14 protein-coding genes are annotated in these 16,919 nt (G+C 68.9%); 9 read left to right on the top strand and 5 right to left on the bottom strand.

Features of this window, described 5'->3' with window-relative positions:
• Nucleotides 1–18 precede the first annotated feature (18 nt).
• The 3 genes from ACFW0G_RS20430 to ACFW0G_RS20420 are packed head-to-tail and all read right to left on the bottom strand — an operon-like array spanning nucleotide 19 to nucleotide 2,460.
• A complete protein-coding gene (locus tag ACFW0G_RS20430) occupies nucleotides 19–672 on the bottom strand; it encodes a response regulator (protein WP_378326912.1) in 654 nt (217 codons plus the stop codon).
• The gene (locus tag ACFW0G_RS20425; RefSeq protein WP_378326911.1) at nucleotides 669–1,844 is read right to left on the bottom strand and encodes a sensor histidine kinase; all 1,176 of its coding nucleotides are present in this window, start codon (nucleotides 1,842–1,844) and stop codon (nucleotides 669–671) included. Before ACFW0G_RS20425 ends, ACFW0G_RS20430 begins: the two co-directional genes overlap by 4 nt.
• A 46-nt stretch (nucleotides 1,845–1,890) precedes the next feature.
• On the bottom strand, nucleotides 1,891–2,460 hold the full coding sequence (locus tag ACFW0G_RS20420) for a hypothetical protein (RefSeq protein WP_378326910.1): 570 nt from the start codon (nucleotides 2,458–2,460) through the stop codon (nucleotides 1,891–1,893).
• Between the two features lie 263 nt (nucleotides 2,461–2,723).
• On the opposite strand from ACFW0G_RS20420, the gene ACFW0G_RS20415 reads away from it, so the two are divergent.
• From ACFW0G_RS20415 to ACFW0G_RS20405, 3 genes are read left to right on the top strand one after another with little or no spacing between them, the layout of a single operon-like run.
• Nucleotides 2,724–3,470, top strand: coding sequence for a response regulator transcription factor (locus tag ACFW0G_RS20415; protein ID WP_378326909.1), 747 nt, complete (start codon nucleotides 2,724–2,726; stop codon nucleotides 3,468–3,470).
• The gene (locus ACFW0G_RS20410) at nucleotides 3,445–4,944 is read left to right on the top strand and encodes an ATP-binding protein (RefSeq protein ID WP_378326908.1); all 1,500 of its coding nucleotides are present in this window, start codon (nucleotides 3,445–3,447) and stop codon (nucleotides 4,942–4,944) included. The genes ACFW0G_RS20415 and ACFW0G_RS20410 overlap by 26 nt, the downstream gene beginning before the upstream one ends.
• A 52-nt stretch (nucleotides 4,945–4,996) precedes the next feature.
• Nucleotides 4,997–6,952, top strand: a complete 1,956-nt coding sequence (locus ACFW0G_RS20405; protein WP_378326907.1) for a glycosyltransferase family 39 protein — start codon at nucleotides 4,997–4,999, stop codon at nucleotides 6,950–6,952.
• A gap of 104 nt (nucleotides 6,953–7,056) precedes the next feature.
• Here the strand turns inward: ACFW0G_RS20405 and ACFW0G_RS20400 are convergent, their stop codons facing one another.
• Entirely contained in the window at nucleotides 7,057–8,223 is a 1,167-nt protein-coding gene (locus ACFW0G_RS20400) for an FAD-dependent oxidoreductase (RefSeq protein WP_378326906.1), read from the bottom strand.
• A gap of 560 nt (nucleotides 8,224–8,783) precedes the next feature.
• Here ACFW0G_RS20400 and ACFW0G_RS20395 point away from each other — a divergent pair.
• Nucleotides 8,784–9,407 carry a DUF1062 domain-containing protein gene (locus ACFW0G_RS20395; protein ID WP_378326905.1) on the top strand — a complete coding sequence of 208 codons (624 nt, stop codon included), beginning with the start codon at nucleotides 8,784–8,786 and terminating at the stop codon, nucleotides 9,405–9,407.
• Nucleotides 9,408–9,564: 157 nt separating this feature from the next.
• Here the strand turns inward: ACFW0G_RS20395 and ACFW0G_RS20390 are convergent, their stop codons facing one another.
• Nucleotides 9,565–10,482 carry a threonine/serine dehydratase gene (locus ACFW0G_RS20390; protein WP_378326904.1) on the bottom strand — a complete coding sequence of 306 codons (918 nt, stop codon included), beginning with the start codon at nucleotides 10,480–10,482 and terminating at the stop codon, nucleotides 9,565–9,567.
• Nucleotides 10,483–10,869: 387 nt separating this feature from the next.
• Here ACFW0G_RS20390 and ACFW0G_RS20385 point away from each other — a divergent pair, with 387 nt between their 5' ends.
• Genes ACFW0G_RS20385 through ACFW0G_RS20365 form a run of 5 tightly spaced genes read left to right on the top strand, consistent with a single transcriptional unit; the run spans nucleotide 10,870 to nucleotide 16,830 of the window.
• Nucleotides 10,870–11,880 carry an ABC transporter substrate-binding protein gene (locus ACFW0G_RS20385; RefSeq protein ID WP_378326903.1) on the top strand — a complete coding sequence of 337 codons (1,011 nt, stop codon included), beginning with the start codon at nucleotides 10,870–10,872 and terminating at the stop codon, nucleotides 11,878–11,880.
• Nucleotides 11,877–12,839 carry an ABC transporter permease gene (locus ACFW0G_RS20380; RefSeq protein WP_378326902.1) on the top strand — a complete coding sequence of 321 codons (963 nt, stop codon included), beginning with the start codon at nucleotides 11,877–11,879 and terminating at the stop codon, nucleotides 12,837–12,839. Before ACFW0G_RS20385 ends, ACFW0G_RS20380 begins: the two co-directional genes overlap by 4 nt.
• Nucleotides 12,836–13,627 carry an ABC transporter ATP-binding protein gene (locus tag ACFW0G_RS20375; RefSeq protein WP_378326901.1) on the top strand — a complete coding sequence of 264 codons (792 nt, stop codon included), beginning with the start codon at nucleotides 12,836–12,838 and terminating at the stop codon, nucleotides 13,625–13,627. Before ACFW0G_RS20380 ends, ACFW0G_RS20375 begins: the two co-directional genes overlap by 4 nt.
• 36 nt (nucleotides 13,628–13,663) lie before the next feature.
• Complete coding sequence (locus ACFW0G_RS20370; RefSeq protein WP_378326900.1) at nucleotides 13,664–16,399, top strand: nitrate- and nitrite sensing domain-containing protein; 2,736 nt, start codon at nucleotides 13,664–13,666, stop codon at nucleotides 16,397–16,399.
• On the top strand, nucleotides 16,396–16,830 hold the full coding sequence (locus ACFW0G_RS20365; RefSeq protein WP_378326899.1) for a roadblock/LC7 domain-containing protein: 435 nt from the start codon (nucleotides 16,396–16,398) through the stop codon (nucleotides 16,828–16,830). Before ACFW0G_RS20370 ends, ACFW0G_RS20365 begins: the two co-directional genes overlap by 4 nt.
• Nucleotides 16,831–16,919 lie beyond the last annotated feature (89 nt).

The following is a 16,919-nucleotide window of genomic DNA, read 5'->3' as shown; positions in this document are numbered from 1 at the left end:
CCACTGTCCACAAGGGACTCACTTGTCGACGAGATCGTTCTTGTAGGCGTAGACCACCGCGTGCACCCGGTCGGGCAACCCGAGCTTCGACAGGACCCGCGACACGTGCGTCTTCACGGTCTCCTCGCCGACGTGCAGCCGCCGCGCGATTTCGGCGTTGCTGCACGCGTTCGCGATGAGCAGCAGCACCTCGCGTTCGCGGGAGGTCAGGCGGGACAGCTCGGGCGGTTCGGCGGTGGGCGGTTCGAGGCTGCTGGTGAACTTCGCTACCAGCCGCCGGGTCACCGACGGATCGATCAGCGCGTCCCCGCGCGCCGCGACCCGCATCGCGGCGACGAGTTCCTCCGGTGCGAGGCTCTTGAGCAGGAACCCGGAGGCGCCCGCGCTCAGCGCGCGGTAGACGTACTCGTCGGCGTCGTAAGTGGTCAGCACGAGGACTCGGGTGTCGTTGCCCGGCGTCGCGAGGATCGCTTCGGTGGCGGCGAGGCCGTCGAGCCGGGGCATCCGGACGTCCAGCACGGTGACGTCGGGCCGCAGCCGCGCGGTCTCGGCCACCGCCTCGCGACCGTCCGCCGCTTCGCCGACGCAGGCGAAATCCGGCTGGGTGTCCAGCAACGCCCGCATCCCGGACCGGAACATCGCGTGGTCGTCGGCCAGCAACACCCTGATCATGAACTCTCCACGGGAAAAATCACCTTCACCTGCCAGTGCTTTCCATCGGGCAGCTGACCGTATTCGACCTTCCCGCCGAACAACGTCACCCGCTGCCGGATCCCGCTCAGCCCGTGATGGGCGCGGTTCGCGGCCGCGGCGGGGCGACGGTCACCGAGACCGTTGGTGACGGTGAGGACGAACTCGGTGCGCCGATGGTCGAGTTCGATCTCGACCGGTCCTTCGCCGTGGCGCAGCGCGTTCGTCAGCGCTTCCTGCGCGATCCGGTACAGCGCGATGTTCAGCGAATCCGGCAGATCCCGTGGCTGCCCGCGCACGATCAGCCGCGCGGGCAACCCGGCCGCGCGGACGGTGTCGAGCAGCTCGTCGAGATTTTCCAGCCCTGGTTGCCGTTGCGGCGCGTCGGTGCCGGTGGCGTGCAGCAGGTCGAGCAGCCGCCGCAGATCGGCCATGGCGGCCCGGCTGGACGACTCGACCGCGCCCAGCGAACGACGTACCGCGGACTCGCCGTCGGCGGGCAGCCCGAGCCGCGCGGCGCCGGCGTGCACGCCGATCGCGCTGACATGGTGCGAGATGACGTCGTGCAGATCGCGCGCGATGGTGGTGCGTTCCTCGATCACCGCGCGGCGTACGGCTTCCGCCTCGTTCTGGCGGCGTTGTTCGGCAGCGAGTTCGAGATCGGCGATGTAGGCCCGCCGTGCCGTGGTGTACCGGCCGACCAGCCACGGCAGCAGCCCGGACACCGCGATGCCGATCACGAGCAGCCGCCAGTCGCTTGCCGTGCGGCCGCCGGCGAGCAGGTCGTTCGTGGTGAGCCCGGCCAGCATCGCGGCGAGCGCGAGGAGCGCGGGCACCGTCCGCAACCACGCGCCGGAGCGATATCCGGCGATGAGGACGCCCGAGTTGTTGACGGCGATGTAGCCGCGGCAGTCGCAGAGCAGCAGCGGGGCGGCGACCAGCACTACCGCGTGGGCGAGCGAAACCCAGCCCGCGTACCGCGCCGGGCCTGCCAGCGCGGCGTTGACCGCGATACCCGCCAGAAGCAGCGCCCACGCGCGCCAGCCCGCCTCGGGGAACGGGCCGCGCAGGACGAACAGCGCGGCGTCGGCGATCAGGCAGACCAGCGCGACCAGCAGCGACTGGCGCGTCAGTGATCCGCTGATGTCCCGCACCAGCCCAACTCTGCCCTACTTCACCGCCGTCCGGGGCGGGTAAGCGTTAGTTGCCGCCCCGCCGTCCGGTGCCCTGTCCCTGGCGTTGTCCCTGCTGGCCGATGGTCGTCGCGGTGGCCGTCTGCCCGGACACCTTGGCGACCACGGTCACCGTCTGCCCGGTCTTCGGGTCGCCGGTCTTCTTGGTCGACGAGTCGATCGTGTAGGTCTGCTGGTAGCCGTCCTTGCTGGTCAACGAGATCGATGTCGCGCTGATCGCGGTGATGTCGCCGGTCTGCAGCCGCTCGGTGGTGTAGCCGCCATCGCGGTCCGCGACGACGAAGTCGCCGTGCAACGCGTTGCGCAGCGCCGCGGCGCCACCACCCGCGTTGTTGCCCTTGCCAGGCTGCCCGCCGGGGCCAGGACCACCGGGGCCGCCCTGATTGCTTGGCCCCTGCGTCTGCGCGTTGTCGCTCCCGCTCGCGCTCGCCCAGATCGCGGCGCCGCCGCCCGCCACGATCACGACCGCGATGCCCGCGGCGATCGCGGTCTTGCGGCCGGACCAGGACTTCTTGGCGGGTGGCTGGTCGCCCCAGTTCGCCTCGGACGGCGGGTTCGCCGGCTGCTCGGTGCTCATCGTGTTTCCTCCGGTCGTACCTGTCTGGACGCAGCGTCGTTCCGCCCGCTGTGCGAGACCTGTGGTGCCGGTGGGTGCCTGCTGTGTGGGTGACGGCCGTGGTCACCGGTTCAGGTGAGGCTCACAGGAAACGCACAGCCGTCCCACAGCGAGACCTCACGCGCGGGCCCGAGGATGAGGCACTATGAGGGAGCTTGCGACCGAATCGAGGACATAATGCGCCAAAAGGGATTGGGCACAGTCTCGCGGAGCGAGTCGATCGCATGAGCGGTATGGACGCGACGGCGCACGGCAAGACCGAGCTGCGGCGTGCCGACGGGAGCCCGGTGCGGGTGCTGGTCGTCGACGACGAGAACACCCTGGCCGAGCTGGTCTCGATGGCCTTGCGGATGGAGGGCTGGGAGGTCCGCAGCGCCGGTGACGGGGCCGAGGCGGTGCGCGTCGCGCGGGACTTCCGGCCCGACGTCGTCGTGCTCGACGTCATGCTGCCCGACTTCAGCGGCCTCGAAGTGCTGCGCCGCATGCGCGCCGAGGCACCGAACCTGCCGGTCCTGTTCCTGACCGCGAAGGACGCCGTCGAGGATCGCATCGCCGGGCTCACCGCGGGCGGCGACGACTACGTGACCAAGCCGTTCAGCCTCGAAGAGGTCGCGCTGCGGCTGCGCGCGCTGTTGCGCCGCGCGAACGGCGTGCTCGGCGCGAGCGGGTCCACCCTCGTCGTCGGCGACCTGACCCTGGACGAGGACAGCCGCGAGGTGCACCGCGGCGGCGATCTCGTGCCGCTGACCGCGACGGAGTTCGAGCTGCTGCGCTATCTGATGCGCAATCCCAAGCGGGTGCTGAGCAAGGCGCAGATCCTCGACCGCGTGTGGAGCTACGATTTCGGCGGCCAGGCCAACATCGTCGAGCTCTACATCTCCTACCTCCGCAAGAAGATCGACGCCGACCGTGAGCCGATGATCCACACCATGCGCGGCGCCGGGTATGTACTCAAACCAGCCGCCGGCTGAGCCCCGCCCGGCTCGTTCCCGCCGCCCGTGGTCGTTGCGGCGGCGGCTCATCGTCCAGCTCGCCGCCTTGCTGGCGCTGGTGTGCCTCGTCGTCGGCGTCGTCACGGAGTTCGCCCTGCGGGAATTCCTGATCGGCCAGCTCGACAACCGGCTCAGCGCGGCGAGCGACCGCGGCAGCAAGGGATCGTCCGACCGTCCACCGTGGACTTCCGGCGGCCGCCCGCCGCCGGATCCGCTGCGGGCGCTCGGCCAGGGTGACGGCACGCTGGCCGTCCAGGTGCACGGCTCCAGCGCCGACGGCAAGGTGCTGCGTTCGGTCAAGGGCCGGATGGAGTTCCAGGAGGTGCCGTCCGAAGATCTCCGTACCCTGCTGCGGGTGCCGCCGAACGGGACCAAGCGCACGGTCGACCTCGGCTCTCTCGGCGATTACCGGGTGGTGGCAGGGCACAACGCGAAGGGTGACTTCGTCCTCGTCGGGCTGCCGATGAAGGACCTGGCCGAAACCCTGTGGCGGCTGGGTTTCATCTTCGCCGCTGTCGCTTTCGGTGGGCTGGTGCTCGCCGCGGCCGTCGGCGCGGCGACGATCCGACGCACGATGAAACCCCTCGACAGATTGGCAGCGACCGCCACGAGAGTGTCGGAACTGCCACTCGATCGAGGCGAGGTGGCGTTGTCGGAACGAGTGTCCGATGTGGACACCGACCCGCGTACCGAGGTCGGTAAGGTCGGATCGGCGCTGAACCGGATGCTCGGGCACATCGCGAACGCGCTCGCCGCGCGGCAAGCCAGTGAGAGCCGGGTGCGCCAGTTCGTCGCCGACGCCAGCCATGAGCTGCGCACGCCGCTCGCCGCGATCCGCGGGTACGCGGAGCTGACCCGTCGTAGCCGGGAGAACGTGCCCCCTGACATCGCCTTCGCGATGAGCCGCGTCGAATCGGAATCCGCGCGCATGACGACGTTGGTAGAGGATCTGCTGCTGCTCGCGCGGCTCGATTCCGGGCGTCCGGTGGTGCACGAGCCGGTGGACCTCTCCCGGCTCGTCGCGGACGCTGTCGCCGACGCGCACGCGGCGGGCCCGGAACACAAGTGGCTGCTGGACGTTCCCGGCGAACCGCTGGAGGTGCTCGGCGACGCGGGTCAGCTGCACCAGGTCGTGATCAACATCCTCAACAACGCGCGCACCCACACCCCGCCGGGGACGACGGTGACCGCGAATCTGTCCACTGAGGACGGCGTGGCGCGGCTGCGGGTCGCCGACGACGGCCCGGGAATTCCGCCGGAGGTGCTGCCCGAGGTGTTCGAGCGGTTCGCGCGCGGCGACAACTCGCGCTCGCGTGCCGCCGGTAGCACGGGCCTCGGACTGGCGATCGTCGCCGCCGTGGTGGCCGCGCATCGAGGCCGTGTCAGTGTCCAAAGTCGACCCGGCCGGACGGAGTTCGAGATCCTCTTCCCGGTGGCGCCCGCTCACAGGTAGGCCACAGGCCGCCCACAACCACGGCACATTCCGGCCGGACAGGGTGGCGGACATGACGAGTGCCCCCGCCCTGACTTCGCCGCGTCTCGCCGAGCCACTACCGGACAAAACCACCGCGACCCGGCCGCGCTGGGTCCGTCCCTCGGTGGTCGCGCTGCTGCTCGTGACCGCCCTGCTCTACCTGTGGAACCTGTCGATCAACGGCTGGGGCAACAACTTCTACGCGATGGCCGTGCAGGCCGGAACCGAGAGCTGGAAGGCGTGGTTCTTCGGATCGCTTGATCCCGGCAATGTGGTCACAGTGGACAAACCGCCGCTTTCGCTGTGGCTCATGGGGCTTTCCGGGCGGGTCTTCGGGTTCTCGTCGTGGAGCATGCTCGTCCCGGACGCGCTTGCCGGGGTCGCGTCCGTCGGCCTGCTGTACCTGGCGGTGCGCCGCCTCTCCGGCCCGGGGGCCGGCCTGCTCGCGGGATCCGCGCTCGCGCTGACCCCGGTCGCCGCGATGATGTTCCGCTACAACAACCCGGACGCAGTGCTGGTGCTGCTCCTGGTCGCCGGTGGCTACTGCGTCGTGCGGGCGTTGGACAAGGCGAGCACGAAGTGGCTGCTGCTGGCCGGGGTCGCGGTCGGTTTTGGTTTCCTTGACAAAATGTTGCAGGCGTTCCTTGTGCTGCCCGCATTCGTGCTCGTCTACCTCGTCGCGGCCCCGACGTCGCTGGGCCGCCGGATCTGGCAACTGCTCGCGGCGGCGGGTGCGGTCGTCGTCTCGGCGGGCTGGTGGGTCGCGGCGGTCGCGTTCTGGCCGGCGTCGGACCGGCCGTACATCAGCGGATCGACGGACAACAGCGTGCTGGAACTGGCCTTCGGCTACAACGGCCTCGGCAGGATCTTCGGCAACGAGCGTGGTGGCGGTGCACGCGAGGCGGCGCGTGCGGTCGCCGAAATGCCCGCCGGTGCCGAGATGTTCCGTGGCGGCCCCGGTTTCGGCGGCGCGACCGGCATCACGCGGTTGTTCAGTTCCGAGTTCGGCACCGAGGCGTCGTGGCTGCTGCCCGCCGCGCTGATCGGGCTGGTCGCCGGGTTGTGGTTCACCCGCCGTGCGCCGCGGACCGACCGGACGCGGGCCGCGCTGCTGCTGTGGGGCGGCTGGATGGTCGTGACGGCGGTGGTGTTCAGCTACATGAGCGGCATCATCCACCCGTACTACACGGTTGCGCTGGTGCCGGGCATCGCCGGGACGCTGGCCGTGTCGACGCGCGAACTGTGGCGGGGGCGCGGCAACATCGCGGCCCGTGCGGTGCTCGCGGTGATGCTGGCCGTGACGGTCGCGTGGAGCTTCGTCATGCTGGCGCACACGCCTTCCTGGCAGCCGTGGATCCGTTACACCGTCCTGGTTCTCGGTGTCGTCGCGGTGTTCGCGCTGCTGTTCGGCGCCGATCGGATCCGGCGGCTCGCGCCTGCGGTGGCCATCGCCGGACTCGTCGCGGCGTTGCTGGGGACCACGTCGTTCACGGTGGCCACGGCGGCGACGCGACACTCCGGAGGAACCCCGTCGGCCGGCCCCGCAGCCGTGGCGTCGAAGGCGCGTGGCTTCGGCGGCGGCGCACGAATGGAACGTCTTCCCGGTGCTTCGCAGGGTGGCCGCGGTGGCTTCGAGGAAAGCGCCAATGCCCAGGTGATCGCGTTGCTCAAGGCGGACACGACAACGAAATGGGCTGCCGCCCAGCCGAGTGCGAACGCCGCCGCGTCGCTGGCCCTCGGCAGCGGCCGCCCGGTCATCGCGATCGGCGGCTTCAGCGGCAGCGACCCGGCGCCCACGCTCGCGCAGTTCCAGCAGTACGTCGCCGACGGCCAGGTGCACTATTACGTCGCGGGCGGCCGTGGCGGTGGTCCCGGTGGCAGTCGTGGCACGGCCGGGTCGATCACGACGTGGGTCGAGCAACACTTCACGTCGCTCAATGTGGGTGGCACGACGGTCTACGACCTGACGAAGCCGCTTTCGCGGTGAGGGTTTCGGCTGAGCTGAAATAGCTTGGCAAATGGTGCGCACACTGAAATCCTTTCAAGGGGACTTTCCTCTACTGCACCCCAGGGAGGAAAGTCCCCTTCAGCTCACTTCGGCAACGGGGCCTGGTCCAAGCGCAGCTGACCGTAGTGCGCGGAGGTGCGGACTGCGTCGAAGCCGTAGTCGATCATCGCGGTCTCGTAGGCGCGCAACGCCGGGATGAGTTCGGTGCCGCGCTTCACGTTGACGAGCCGGGCGGCAAGCGTGTCCGCGTCGCGCAGCGCGATGTTCGCGCCGACCCCGACGGCCGGGCTCATCGCGTGAATCGCGTCGCCGATCAGTGTGACCGCGGTGGTGGGCCACTGCGGGAACGGCACACTGGACCGCACGAAGATCGGGAAGACGGTCTCGGTTTCTGTCAGTTCGACAAGTTTGCTGACGGCCGGATTCCATTCCCGCGTCATCGCCACGACCGCGTCACGCAGCTGTTGGCCGGTGGCTTGGCGCAATTCCTGGTCGGTGAACGGCAACACTTCGGTGCGTGCCCCGAACAGGCACATCACGTAGTCGTCGGTGTCGGTCAGCTCCAGCGTCGGCGCGAGCTGCGCCACCGCTTGCTTGGCCGGACGCCGGGAATGCACCGGCGCGATACCGACATGCCGGCGGTCGGGCCCGGTGATTCCACTGTAGAGCGTGAACATCTCCTCGGGGATCAGCTCGGCGGTCTCCGGTGTGAGTGGGAAGCGTCCGTACAGGATGCGCACCCCGGTGTCCATGACGTGTGCCTGGGGCAGATATTGCCGCCGTACCACCGAGTTCACGCCGTCCGCAGCAACCAGGAGATCGCCGGTCGCGTCGGAGCCATCTGCGAAGAGCGCGGTCACCGTGCCGTCGCCGTTGGTCCGGTATCCGATGCATTCGCGCTCGAACGAGACGACGTCGTCGAAGCCATGGAGGAGAATCTGCCGCAGCGTCAGGCGATTGACCGCGACGTTGCGATCCTTGGGCGGCTCGATCTGTCCACTAAGGAATGCGGCACGGGATGGTGACGAGCTGGTCTCCCACACGAGTTGGCTGAGCGGCGGCGGCAGAAGTCGTTCGAGCGCGTCGAGTCCCTCCGGCGTCAGCCGCAGGCGATAGCCCTGCAGCCGCGAGGTGGGCGATTCCTCTCGCTCGTAGACTGCGACGTCGATGCCGCCGCGGCGGAGGCCATGGGCGAGGGCGAGCCCACCCAGCCCGGCGCCGATGACGAGTACACGTAAGTTTTCGGGCACAGTAATTCCCTCTCTTGGTACGGCAAAGAAAGGGACGTCCTGGACGCACCGAATCGGCGCGTGTACGAGCGCGAAGCGCCGCCCGGACTACCCCACCGGGCTGTGGCTTTTCGACGTCCTAGGCCACGATAGCTTCCGCCGGAGCCGATTTGTCAAGCACCGATTCCGCGGCTGGCAGCGGCCGGACCTGGTGTCCCGAACGGGCCGTTGGGGACGCTCAACGTCTCGTACGGAGCGTTCGCGACATGCCCGTCGCCGCGCGTCGACCGCTGCCTCCGGAAAACCTGTTGTCTGGCGGTCCGGTGGTTGACCATCATGGCGAGCATGGAGTCGTGAGCAGTGATGCACATGCGGAATGACGGCGGAGTCGGGTCACTCCCCGTCCCTCCATCCTGCCGTTCGGAGCCCGCACCGTTTAGCGGTACGGGTTCTTTCACGCGACGTGATGTCCGACGTCGCGCCTGTCTCGGTCGTCTGGCCGAACGTCACTGAATTCACGAGGTATTCGGCGTGCGCTAAAGCGCTGTCCGTTACCTCCTCCATGAACCTGGGAATTCGCCGTGAGCGACTTTCGCAATACCCGTGTGCCCGCCGACATCGACCGGAAAGCGCTGTGGTTGGTCCGAGAACTCGGACTCCCCGCCATCGTCAAAGCATGTGTGTCGTGCAGGTCCACACGTCACCGTCCCACCGGGAAGTTCCGGGTGAACGCGAGTGGCAAACTCCTCGACGTCTGGATGCTGATCTGCTGCGCACTGTGCGGCCGCACGTCGAAAATTCCCATCCACGAGCGAATCCATGTGCAGACGCTCGAACATACGCGGCTGCTGATGTTCGAGAACAACGATCCGGCCATGGTGCGGCAACTGGTCATGGACGCGGCGCTGGCCGCCAAGTCCGCCTACCGGCTCGACTGGAGCGGAACCTGGAAGCTGGAGACCGACCTGCCGTTCTACGAACTCCAGCCCGAGAATCCGGAACCACTGGCAGTCTTCGTCCGATTCGAGCTCCCGGCACCCATCCGGGTCGAGAAGCTACTCACGACCGGCTTCGACCTGAGCCGCTCCGTCGTGCGAGACATGGTCGCGTCCGGCCGCCTGCACATCCCCATGGCCGCCGACACCAAGTCCCGCGAAGACTTCACCTTTTTCGTCGTTCCCGATCCTGAAGTCGGGCCCGGATGACGGCATGGCGCGATGTCCCGAATGGGCCATTGGGTTGCCTGATCGCGGGTCGCTATTTCCCAGGTCCGGTCTGACGCGGCTGGGCTGAAGGGGACTTTCCTCGCATCGCATGCGACGAAAGTCTCCTTCAGCTCGTCGGACGAGACGAAAGTCCCCTTCAGCTGTCCGGGGTCCACGTCGAGTTGGCGCCACACAGGACCAGGCATGCCAGCTCGGCTTCGACCCGGCCGGACAGCCAGAGCGCGAACGGGACGGCGGCGGCCGGTTCGACGGCCAGCCGGAATTCGGCCCACAGCCGATCCCGCGCGGCGAGGATTTCCGCGTCGCTGACGAGGGTCGAAGTCACCGACGGGCCACTGAGGACCTGGAACGCGATGGTGCCGACGCGCGTCGCGCCCAATGCGGACGACGCCACCGAGTCGAGGGTGACGTCGACCGGTTCGCCCGCTGAGAGCGCCGCATGCAAACAAGAGCAGTGCTCCGGTTCGACCGCGAAGATCCGGCGGCCGTCCGCGCCGAGTGTGACGCCGGAGGCCAATCCGCCACCGCCTACCGAGGCCACGATGGCGTCGACGTCCGGAGCGTCCTCGACTATCTCGACGGCGATGGTGCCCTGGCCTGCCACGACCGCGGGGTCGTCGTAGGCGTGGAGGTACCGCGTGCCCGGCGCGTCCGCCGCGGCCAGCGCCTGTGTGGCCGCCTCGCCGTAGGTCGCACCGTGCTGGACGAGCTTCGCGCCGGTCTGTTCGATCCGGACGGTCTTCGCTTTCGGAGCGGATTCGGGGACGTACACGGTCGCCGGAATGCCCAGCAGCGCGGCGGCGGTCGCGACGCCGAGGCCGTGGTTGCCGCCGGACGCCGTCACGACGCGTTCCGGGCGCGGGCCGTCGAGTAGCGCGTTGGTGGCGCCGCGGAACTTGAAGGACCCGCTCCGCTGAAGATGCTCGAGTTTGAGCACGAGCGGGCGTCCGTCCACTTCGGCGCGCAGCAGCGGGGTGTGCCGACTGTAGGGACGGATCCGCTCCGCGGCGGCGTGGATGTCCGCCGCGGTGGGTAACACGATCGGGTTGGGCATAGCTCCCACTCTTGCATTCGGGCTGGTCATCAGCATCGTCGCACTCCGAATCGCGAAAATTGTGTCGCGCATTCAGAGTTTTGCCTGGTCGGCCGACAGAAATAGAGAGTCGTCAAACTGCTTGGTAGGCATTGTCGGGATCTCCCGCAGGTCGCTAGGCTCTCCTCCCTGGGAGACAAGGGGTGGCGAACCCTTTACGCAGCGTGTTCACTCTTCACTGGATGTGGTGAACCCGTCGCAGCCTCTCTCGGAGCAGAAAGACCCGCGACTGGACGCGAGGAGTAATCGATCGCACGGCCCTGACGACGCCCATCAGCGGCCGAGCGCCGCAGTCCCCCGAATCCACAACGCCCCGAACCCTCCTCTCCCCCTCCCCAGGAGTTCGTTGTGATTTCCCGCTTTCGCCCCCGTGTGCTGGTGGCGATCCTGTGTGCACTCACGCTGGCAGGTGTCGCCGCGCTGTCCGGCTGCAGCAGCAGCGACGCCAGCCGCGGCAGCAAGATCACGCTGGGATTCAGCGCGTGGCCAGGCTGGTTTCCCTGGCAGATCGCCCAGGAAAAAGGCCTGTTCGCCAAAAACGGTGTCGACGTCGAGCTGAAGTACTTCGAGAGTTACACCGACAGTATCAACGCCCTCTCCAGTGGTGCCATCGACGCGAACAGTCAGACGCTGAACGACACGCTTTCCTCGGTGAGTGGCGGCGCCAAGCTGTCGATCGTGCTGGTCAACGACAACTCGACCGGTAACGACAAGATCATCGCGCGGGACGGGATCACCAGCGTCGCCGACCTCAAGGGCAAGAAGGTCGCCGTCGAACAGGGCGCGGTCGACCACTACCTGCTGCTGCTCGCGTTGCAGGAAGCGCATCTGACCGAAAAGGACATCCAGCTCGTCCCGCTCGTCACCGACGCCGCCGCGGCCGCGTTCGTCGCGGGCCAGGTCGACGCCGTCGCCGCGTTCGCGCCGTTCACCTCGAAGGCACTGGAGCGCCCCGGCAGCCGTCCGATCGCGACGTCCGCCGAGTTCCCCGGCGCCATCCCGGACCACCTGGTCACCTCGGCCGCACTGGCGAAGGACCGGCCCAAGGACGTCCAGGCGCTGGTGAACACCTGGTTCGACACCATGAAGTGGATCAAGGACAACAAGCCGGCGGCCGTCGACATCATGGCCAAGCGCGGTGGGGTCACCCCGGCCGACTACAACACCTACGACGCGGGCACCACGATCTTCACCCGCCAGCAGAACCTGGACGCCTTCACGCCGGGTGTCACACCGGCCCATCTGGACTTCCAGTCGAACAAGATCATCGACTTCCTCGTCGGCACCGGGCTGGCGAAGGCGCGGCCGTCGATTGACGGGCTGTTCGAAGACAAGTTCGTCAAGGCGGTCCCGCAGTGACCGGAACCTCCGGTGGCAATGCCCCGTCGAGCTCGCGGATCTCCGCGGGCTCGGCGGAGGAGCGTCAGGCCGCGGAGCTCGAAGCCGAGGCGCGACTCGCGGAAGAACAGGAAGCGACAGCGCGACGGCCGCGAGCCGACTGGACCCCGCTGCCGCGCCGCGCCGGGATCAAACCGGCTTCGTCGCTGCTGAGCATCCGCACGCCGATCCCGCAGGCCTGGCGGTGGACGCTCACCGTGCTGTCGCTGGCGGTGCCGTTCCTGGCCTGGGTCGCGCTCGGCGCGAGCGGGGCCGTCACCGCGACGTTCCTGCCCTCGCCCGGTGCCGTGCTGTCGGCCGGGCTCGAGATGATCCGCTCGGGAGACCTCGCCGCGGACTTGGGCGCGACCGCGAGCAGGGTGCTGTACGGGTTCGGGCTCGCGGTCGTCGTCTCGGTGCCGCTCGGCATCGTGATGGGGACGTTCAGCGCGGGCCAGTTCGCTTTCGAACCGGTCATCGGCCTGCTGCGCTACATGCCCGCAAGCGCTTTCATCCCGCTGCTCATCATTTGGCTCGGTCTCGGCGAACCGTCGAAGATCGCGATCCTGTTCCTTGGCACGGTCTTCTTCAACACACTGATGACCGCCGACGTCGTCCGTGGCGTGCCGCGTTCGCTCATCGACGTCTCGTACACGCTGGGCGCGCGCCGCGGCGAGGTGCTGCGCAAGATCGTCGTGCCGCATTCGCTGCCCGGGATCATCGACGCGATCCGCGTCAACGCGGCGGCCGCGTGGAACTTCGTCGTGGTGGCCGAGCTGATCAACTCGACCGAGGGCCTCGGCTACCGGATCATCCGCTCGCAACGGTTTCTGCAGACCGACCGGATTTTCGCGGTGCTCGTGGTGATCGGTGTCGCCGGGCTGGTGATCGACGTGGCGCTGCGGCTGCTGCGCACGCGAGTGGGGAAGTGGACGGCATGACGGCGTTGCTCGAACTCCGCGGTGTGGCCAAGGACTATCCGGTGCGCGGCGGACACGTTCGCGCGCTCGACGGGGTCGATCTGGACGTCTCGCCAGGCGACTTCGTCTGCGTCGTCGGCGCCAGCGGGTCCGGGAAGTCGACGTTGTTGTCCCTGATCGCGGGATTGTCCGGGCCGTCCGCGGGGCGGATCACGCTCGACGGCGTCCCGGTCACCGGGCCGGGCCCGGATCGCGGGCTCGTGTTCCAGTCGGGAGCGCTGTATCCGTGGCGCACGGTCGAGCGGAATGTCGCTTTTGGACTGGAACTCCTCCCGATCGACGCCGCCGAGCGTGCCCGCCGCGTCGACTGGTACCTCGCCGAAACCGGGCTGACCGCGGTGCGGCGGTCGCTGCCGAAACAGCTCTCCGGCGGGCAGCAGCAGCGAGTCGCGATCGCGCGGGCGTTGGCGTGCGAGCCCGAAGTGCTGCTTCTCGACGAACCCTTCGGCGCCTTGGACGTCCAGACCAAGGAGGACATGCAGGTCCTGATCAGGCAGGTGTGGCAGGACACCGGCACGACCGTGCTGATGGTGACCCATGACGTGGAGGAGGCGGTGTTCCTGGGCAGGCGGGTCGTCGTCCTCGCCTCCGATCCGGGGCGCGTGGCCGCCGACGTCGAGGTGTCGCTGCCGGACGATCGCGACCTCGCGGTCAAGCGCGCACCGGAGTTCCTCGCGTTGCGTGCCTCGATCGAGGACCTGGTCCGGGAACAACACCGCGGCAGAGTGGCCCGCGGTGTCAGCGGCTGACACACGGTGACACGAGCGGAACGGGATGGGGAAGGCATGAGGCACGGCAGGACGAAGCCGGGGCGCACGGCCCGGATTCGTGGCCGGTCCGGGGTGAAGAAGTTCCTGGGCAGGCTGGGAATCCGCGGCAAGCTGAACCTGCTCCTCCTGCCACCGCTGGCAGCGGTGCTGCTGGTCTCCGTCCCGTTCGTGGTGATGCAGGCGGGAAGCGCGCGTTCGGCGGGCCAGACGGCGGACGTGGCGCGGCAGGCCGAGCAGCTCGGTGGCCTGATCTGGCAGCTCCAGCGCGAACGGCTGCTCACCGCGGCCTACGTCGCGTCGCCGTCGGCCGGCGACGGTGACATGACGCGTCAGCGCCGCACCGTCGATTCGACGGTGAACGAGGTGCGTGCCGCGCTCGGCCCGGACGCGCCGGACGAACTCGCCGCGGCACTGGTCCGGATCGGCTCGCTCCAGGAGCTGCGGCAGAACGCGGTGCGCCGCGGTGTTTCGCTGGACGGCGTCGCGCGTACCTACCACGCCGTCATCGGCGCGGTCATCGACTCGCTGCGGCTCACCGCGCAGACCACCGGCGACGCGGACGGCAACCGCCAGCTCTCCGCGCTCGAGGCGCTGCTGCGCGCGAACGAGGAGAACTCGTTGCGCGGTATGGCTTTGATCGTGTCCGCGGTGTCCCCCGAGGCGGGCCGGACCGTGCTCGGCGACGCCACGTTCCAGGGGCCGATCTTCACCGAGCGGTTCGTCCAGCAGGCCGACGTCGCCCAGGCCGCGCTGGCGGTGAAGGTCGACCAGGGCGACGCCGCCCGCAAGATCGACGACCTCGCGGCTTCTGTGCCTCCCACGGGAAACCAGGCGCGGACCGAGTCGTACGTCGGCGACGTCCTCGCTACCGCCGACGGGCAGTCCAACCAGCGCAAGCACGCGCAGGACGAAGTGATCAGCCAGATCACCGCCGCGGCGTCCGCGCGTGCCGACGCTGCCACCCGTCTCGTGTGGGCGGTCGGCGCCGGTGCGGCCGTCCTTTTCGGACTGGTCGCACTGCTCGCCATCGCGGTCAGCCGCTCGATCGCGGATCCGTTGCGCCGCTTGACCTCCGCCGCGACCTCGGTCGCCGATCTCGCCGACACCGAGCTGGTGCGGGTCACCGACACCGAGGGTGACGAGGAGCAGAAGCCGCAGCTCGCGACCATCGATGTCGCGTCGTCCGACGAACTCGGCAAGCTCGCCGAGGCGTTCAACCGGGTCCAGACCACCGCGTCCAGCCTGGTCGAACGCCAGGCGCTGACCCGGCGCAACACCAGCCTGATGTTCGCCAACGTCGCCAAGCGCACCCAGAACCTGGTCGGCCGCCAGCTGGCGCTCGTCGACGAACTCGAACGCAACGAGCAGGACGTCCAGCTGCTCGAACGGCTTTACCGGCTCGACCATTTGTCGACTCGCCTGCGGCGCAACGCGGACAACCTGCTTGTCGTGTCCGGTACTTCCGACGAGTCACGCATCGCCGGGCCCGTCGACCTGTCCACCGCGTTGCGCTCGGCGCTCGCGGAAATCGAGGACTACCAACGGGTTCACCTCAGTGTGGTGGCCGAGATCCTGCTGAACTCGGCCTTCGGCGCGGATCTCGTGCTGATCTGCGCCGAGCTGCTGGAGAACGCGACGTCGTTCTCACCGCCGGGTTCGGTGGTCGAGGTCCGCACCGCGTTCGACGAGGACGGCTCGTGCGTCGTCAGCATCGTCGACCACGGGATCGGGATGACCAAGGACCGGCTGGCGGAGGAAAACCGGCGGCTGGTGGAACGCGAACGGCTCGAACTCGCGCCGACGAGCGTGCTCGGCCTGTTCGTGGTCGGCCGCCTCGCGCGGCGGCACGCGCTCACCGTGGACCTCGACGAGACGCCGGGAAGCGGCGTGACCGCGCGGGTGCGGATCCCGCATTCGCTGTTCACCCACCAGACACCGAGGCCGCTGCCGACGACCGGGATCCCGGCGCCGGTCGAGCCCGCGCCGGCCCCGGTGCCCGCCCCTGTGGAGCACGCGGCGCCGGTGTCCGTCCGCGTCGAGCGCGAGGAACCCACCGAACTGCCGATGCCCGCGATTCCCGCGCTCGTTGTCCCGGCGGCCAGGCAGGGGCACGGATTCCGGTGGTTCCGCCAGACCGACCAGTCGGCGCCCGGCCACATTCCCTCGGTCGGTTCGCGGATGCAGAACACCACGACGGTTCTCGATGAACCGGTCGTCGAAGAGCGTCGAGGCGGCCTTCGCCGCCGGGTCGCCGGAGCACAGCTCCCCGGTGCCGCGGCGCCCGCACCCGCGCCGGAAACCACGCCACGGCACGACCCGGACGCCGCCCGCCACGCGCTCGACGGTTTCCAGGAAGGCTTCGCGAAGGCGTCCGCGGCACCGGCCGCAGCACCGGCACCGGCACCGGCAAAACATGCCGCGCCGACGCCTGTCGCGCCACCAGCGCCTGTCGCACCAGCGCCTGTCGCACCAGCGCCTGTCGCACCTTCGCCGCCGACGATGACCGCACAACCGGCACAACCGCTCGAACGCGGCGGGCTCATCCGCCGCGTGCCGGGAGCCCAGCTCGCTCCCGGCCTCCGGCAACAGGCGGCGCCCCGCCGGCACGCGAAGCCGGTGACGTCACCGTCGGCCGGTGCCGCGTGGCCGCGACGCGACCCCGACGCGGAACGGGCGGCCTTCGACTCGTTCACCGCAGGTTTGGCCAAGGCCGCAGTACGGCCGGATCCGATGGAAGAGAGCACGAAATGACCACACCCGCACCCGGCGTCAGCGTTGAGGCCAAGAACTTCAACTGGCTGGTCAACCGGTTCGCCCAGAACACCGCTGGCGCGATCGCGGCCATCGCGGTGTCGGCCGACGGGCTGCTGATCGCGATGTCGTCGGAACTGGAGCGGTCCAACGCCGACCGCCTCGCCGCCATCTCCTCGGCGATGCTCGGCCTCGCCAACGGCGTCTCCGACAGTCACCCGCTCGGCGCCCCGGACAAGGTCATCATCGAGCTGGAGCGGGGCTACCTGCTCGTCAGCACGATCAGCATCGGCTGCTCGCTCGGTGTCCTCGCCGGGAAGCAGTCCAGCCTGGGCACCATCGCGTACGAGATGGCGATGTTCGCCAACCGCGCCACCGAAGTGCTCACACCCGGGCTGATCGAGGAGCTCAAGAACACCGTCGGGATGTAGCGCGGATGAGGAGGACGTCCATGAGCGATGCTTGCGAGCGAATCACAGACATCATGCGCCAGGGGGAATTGGACACAGCCTCGCGAAGC

The organism is Amycolatopsis sp. NPDC058986 (assembly GCF_042741125.1).
Taxonomy (GTDB): domain Bacteria; phylum Actinomycetota; class Actinomycetes; order Mycobacteriales; family Pseudonocardiaceae; genus Amycolatopsis.
This window is presented reverse-complemented; position numbering and strand designations above follow the sequence as displayed.

Bases quoted from the DNA above. Each gene is read 5' to 3' on its own strand.
- ACFW0G_RS20430 (WP_378326912.1), bottom strand. From the start codon at position 672: ATGATCAGGGTGTTGCTGGCCGACGACCACGCGATGTTCCGGTCCGGG.
- ACFW0G_RS20420 (WP_378326910.1), bottom strand. From the start codon at position 2,460: ATGAGCACCGAGCAGCCGGCGAACCCGCCGTCCGAGGCGAACTGGGGC.
- ACFW0G_RS20415 (WP_378326909.1), top strand. From the start codon at position 2,724: ATGAGCGGTATGGACGCGACGGCGCACGGCAAGACCGAGCTGCGGCGT.
- ACFW0G_RS20410 (WP_378326908.1), top strand. From the start codon at position 3,445: ATGTACTCAAACCAGCCGCCGGCTGAGCCCCGCCCGGCTCGTTCCCGC.
- ACFW0G_RS20405 (WP_378326907.1), top strand. From the start codon at position 4,997: ATGACGAGTGCCCCCGCCCTGACTTCGCCGCGTCTCGCCGAGCCACTA.
- ACFW0G_RS20390 (WP_378326904.1), bottom strand. From the start codon at position 10,482: ATGCCCAACCCGATCGTGTTACCCACCGCGGCGGACATCCACGCCGCC.
- ACFW0G_RS20375 (WP_378326901.1), top strand. From the start codon at position 12,836: ATGACGGCGTTGCTCGAACTCCGCGGTGTGGCCAAGGACTATCCGGTG.
- ACFW0G_RS20370 (WP_378326900.1), top strand. From the start codon at position 13,664: ATGAGGCACGGCAGGACGAAGCCGGGGCGCACGGCCCGGATTCGTGGC.
- ACFW0G_RS20365 (WP_378326899.1), top strand. From the start codon at position 16,396: ATGACCACACCCGCACCCGGCGTCAGCGTTGAGGCCAAGAACTTCAAC.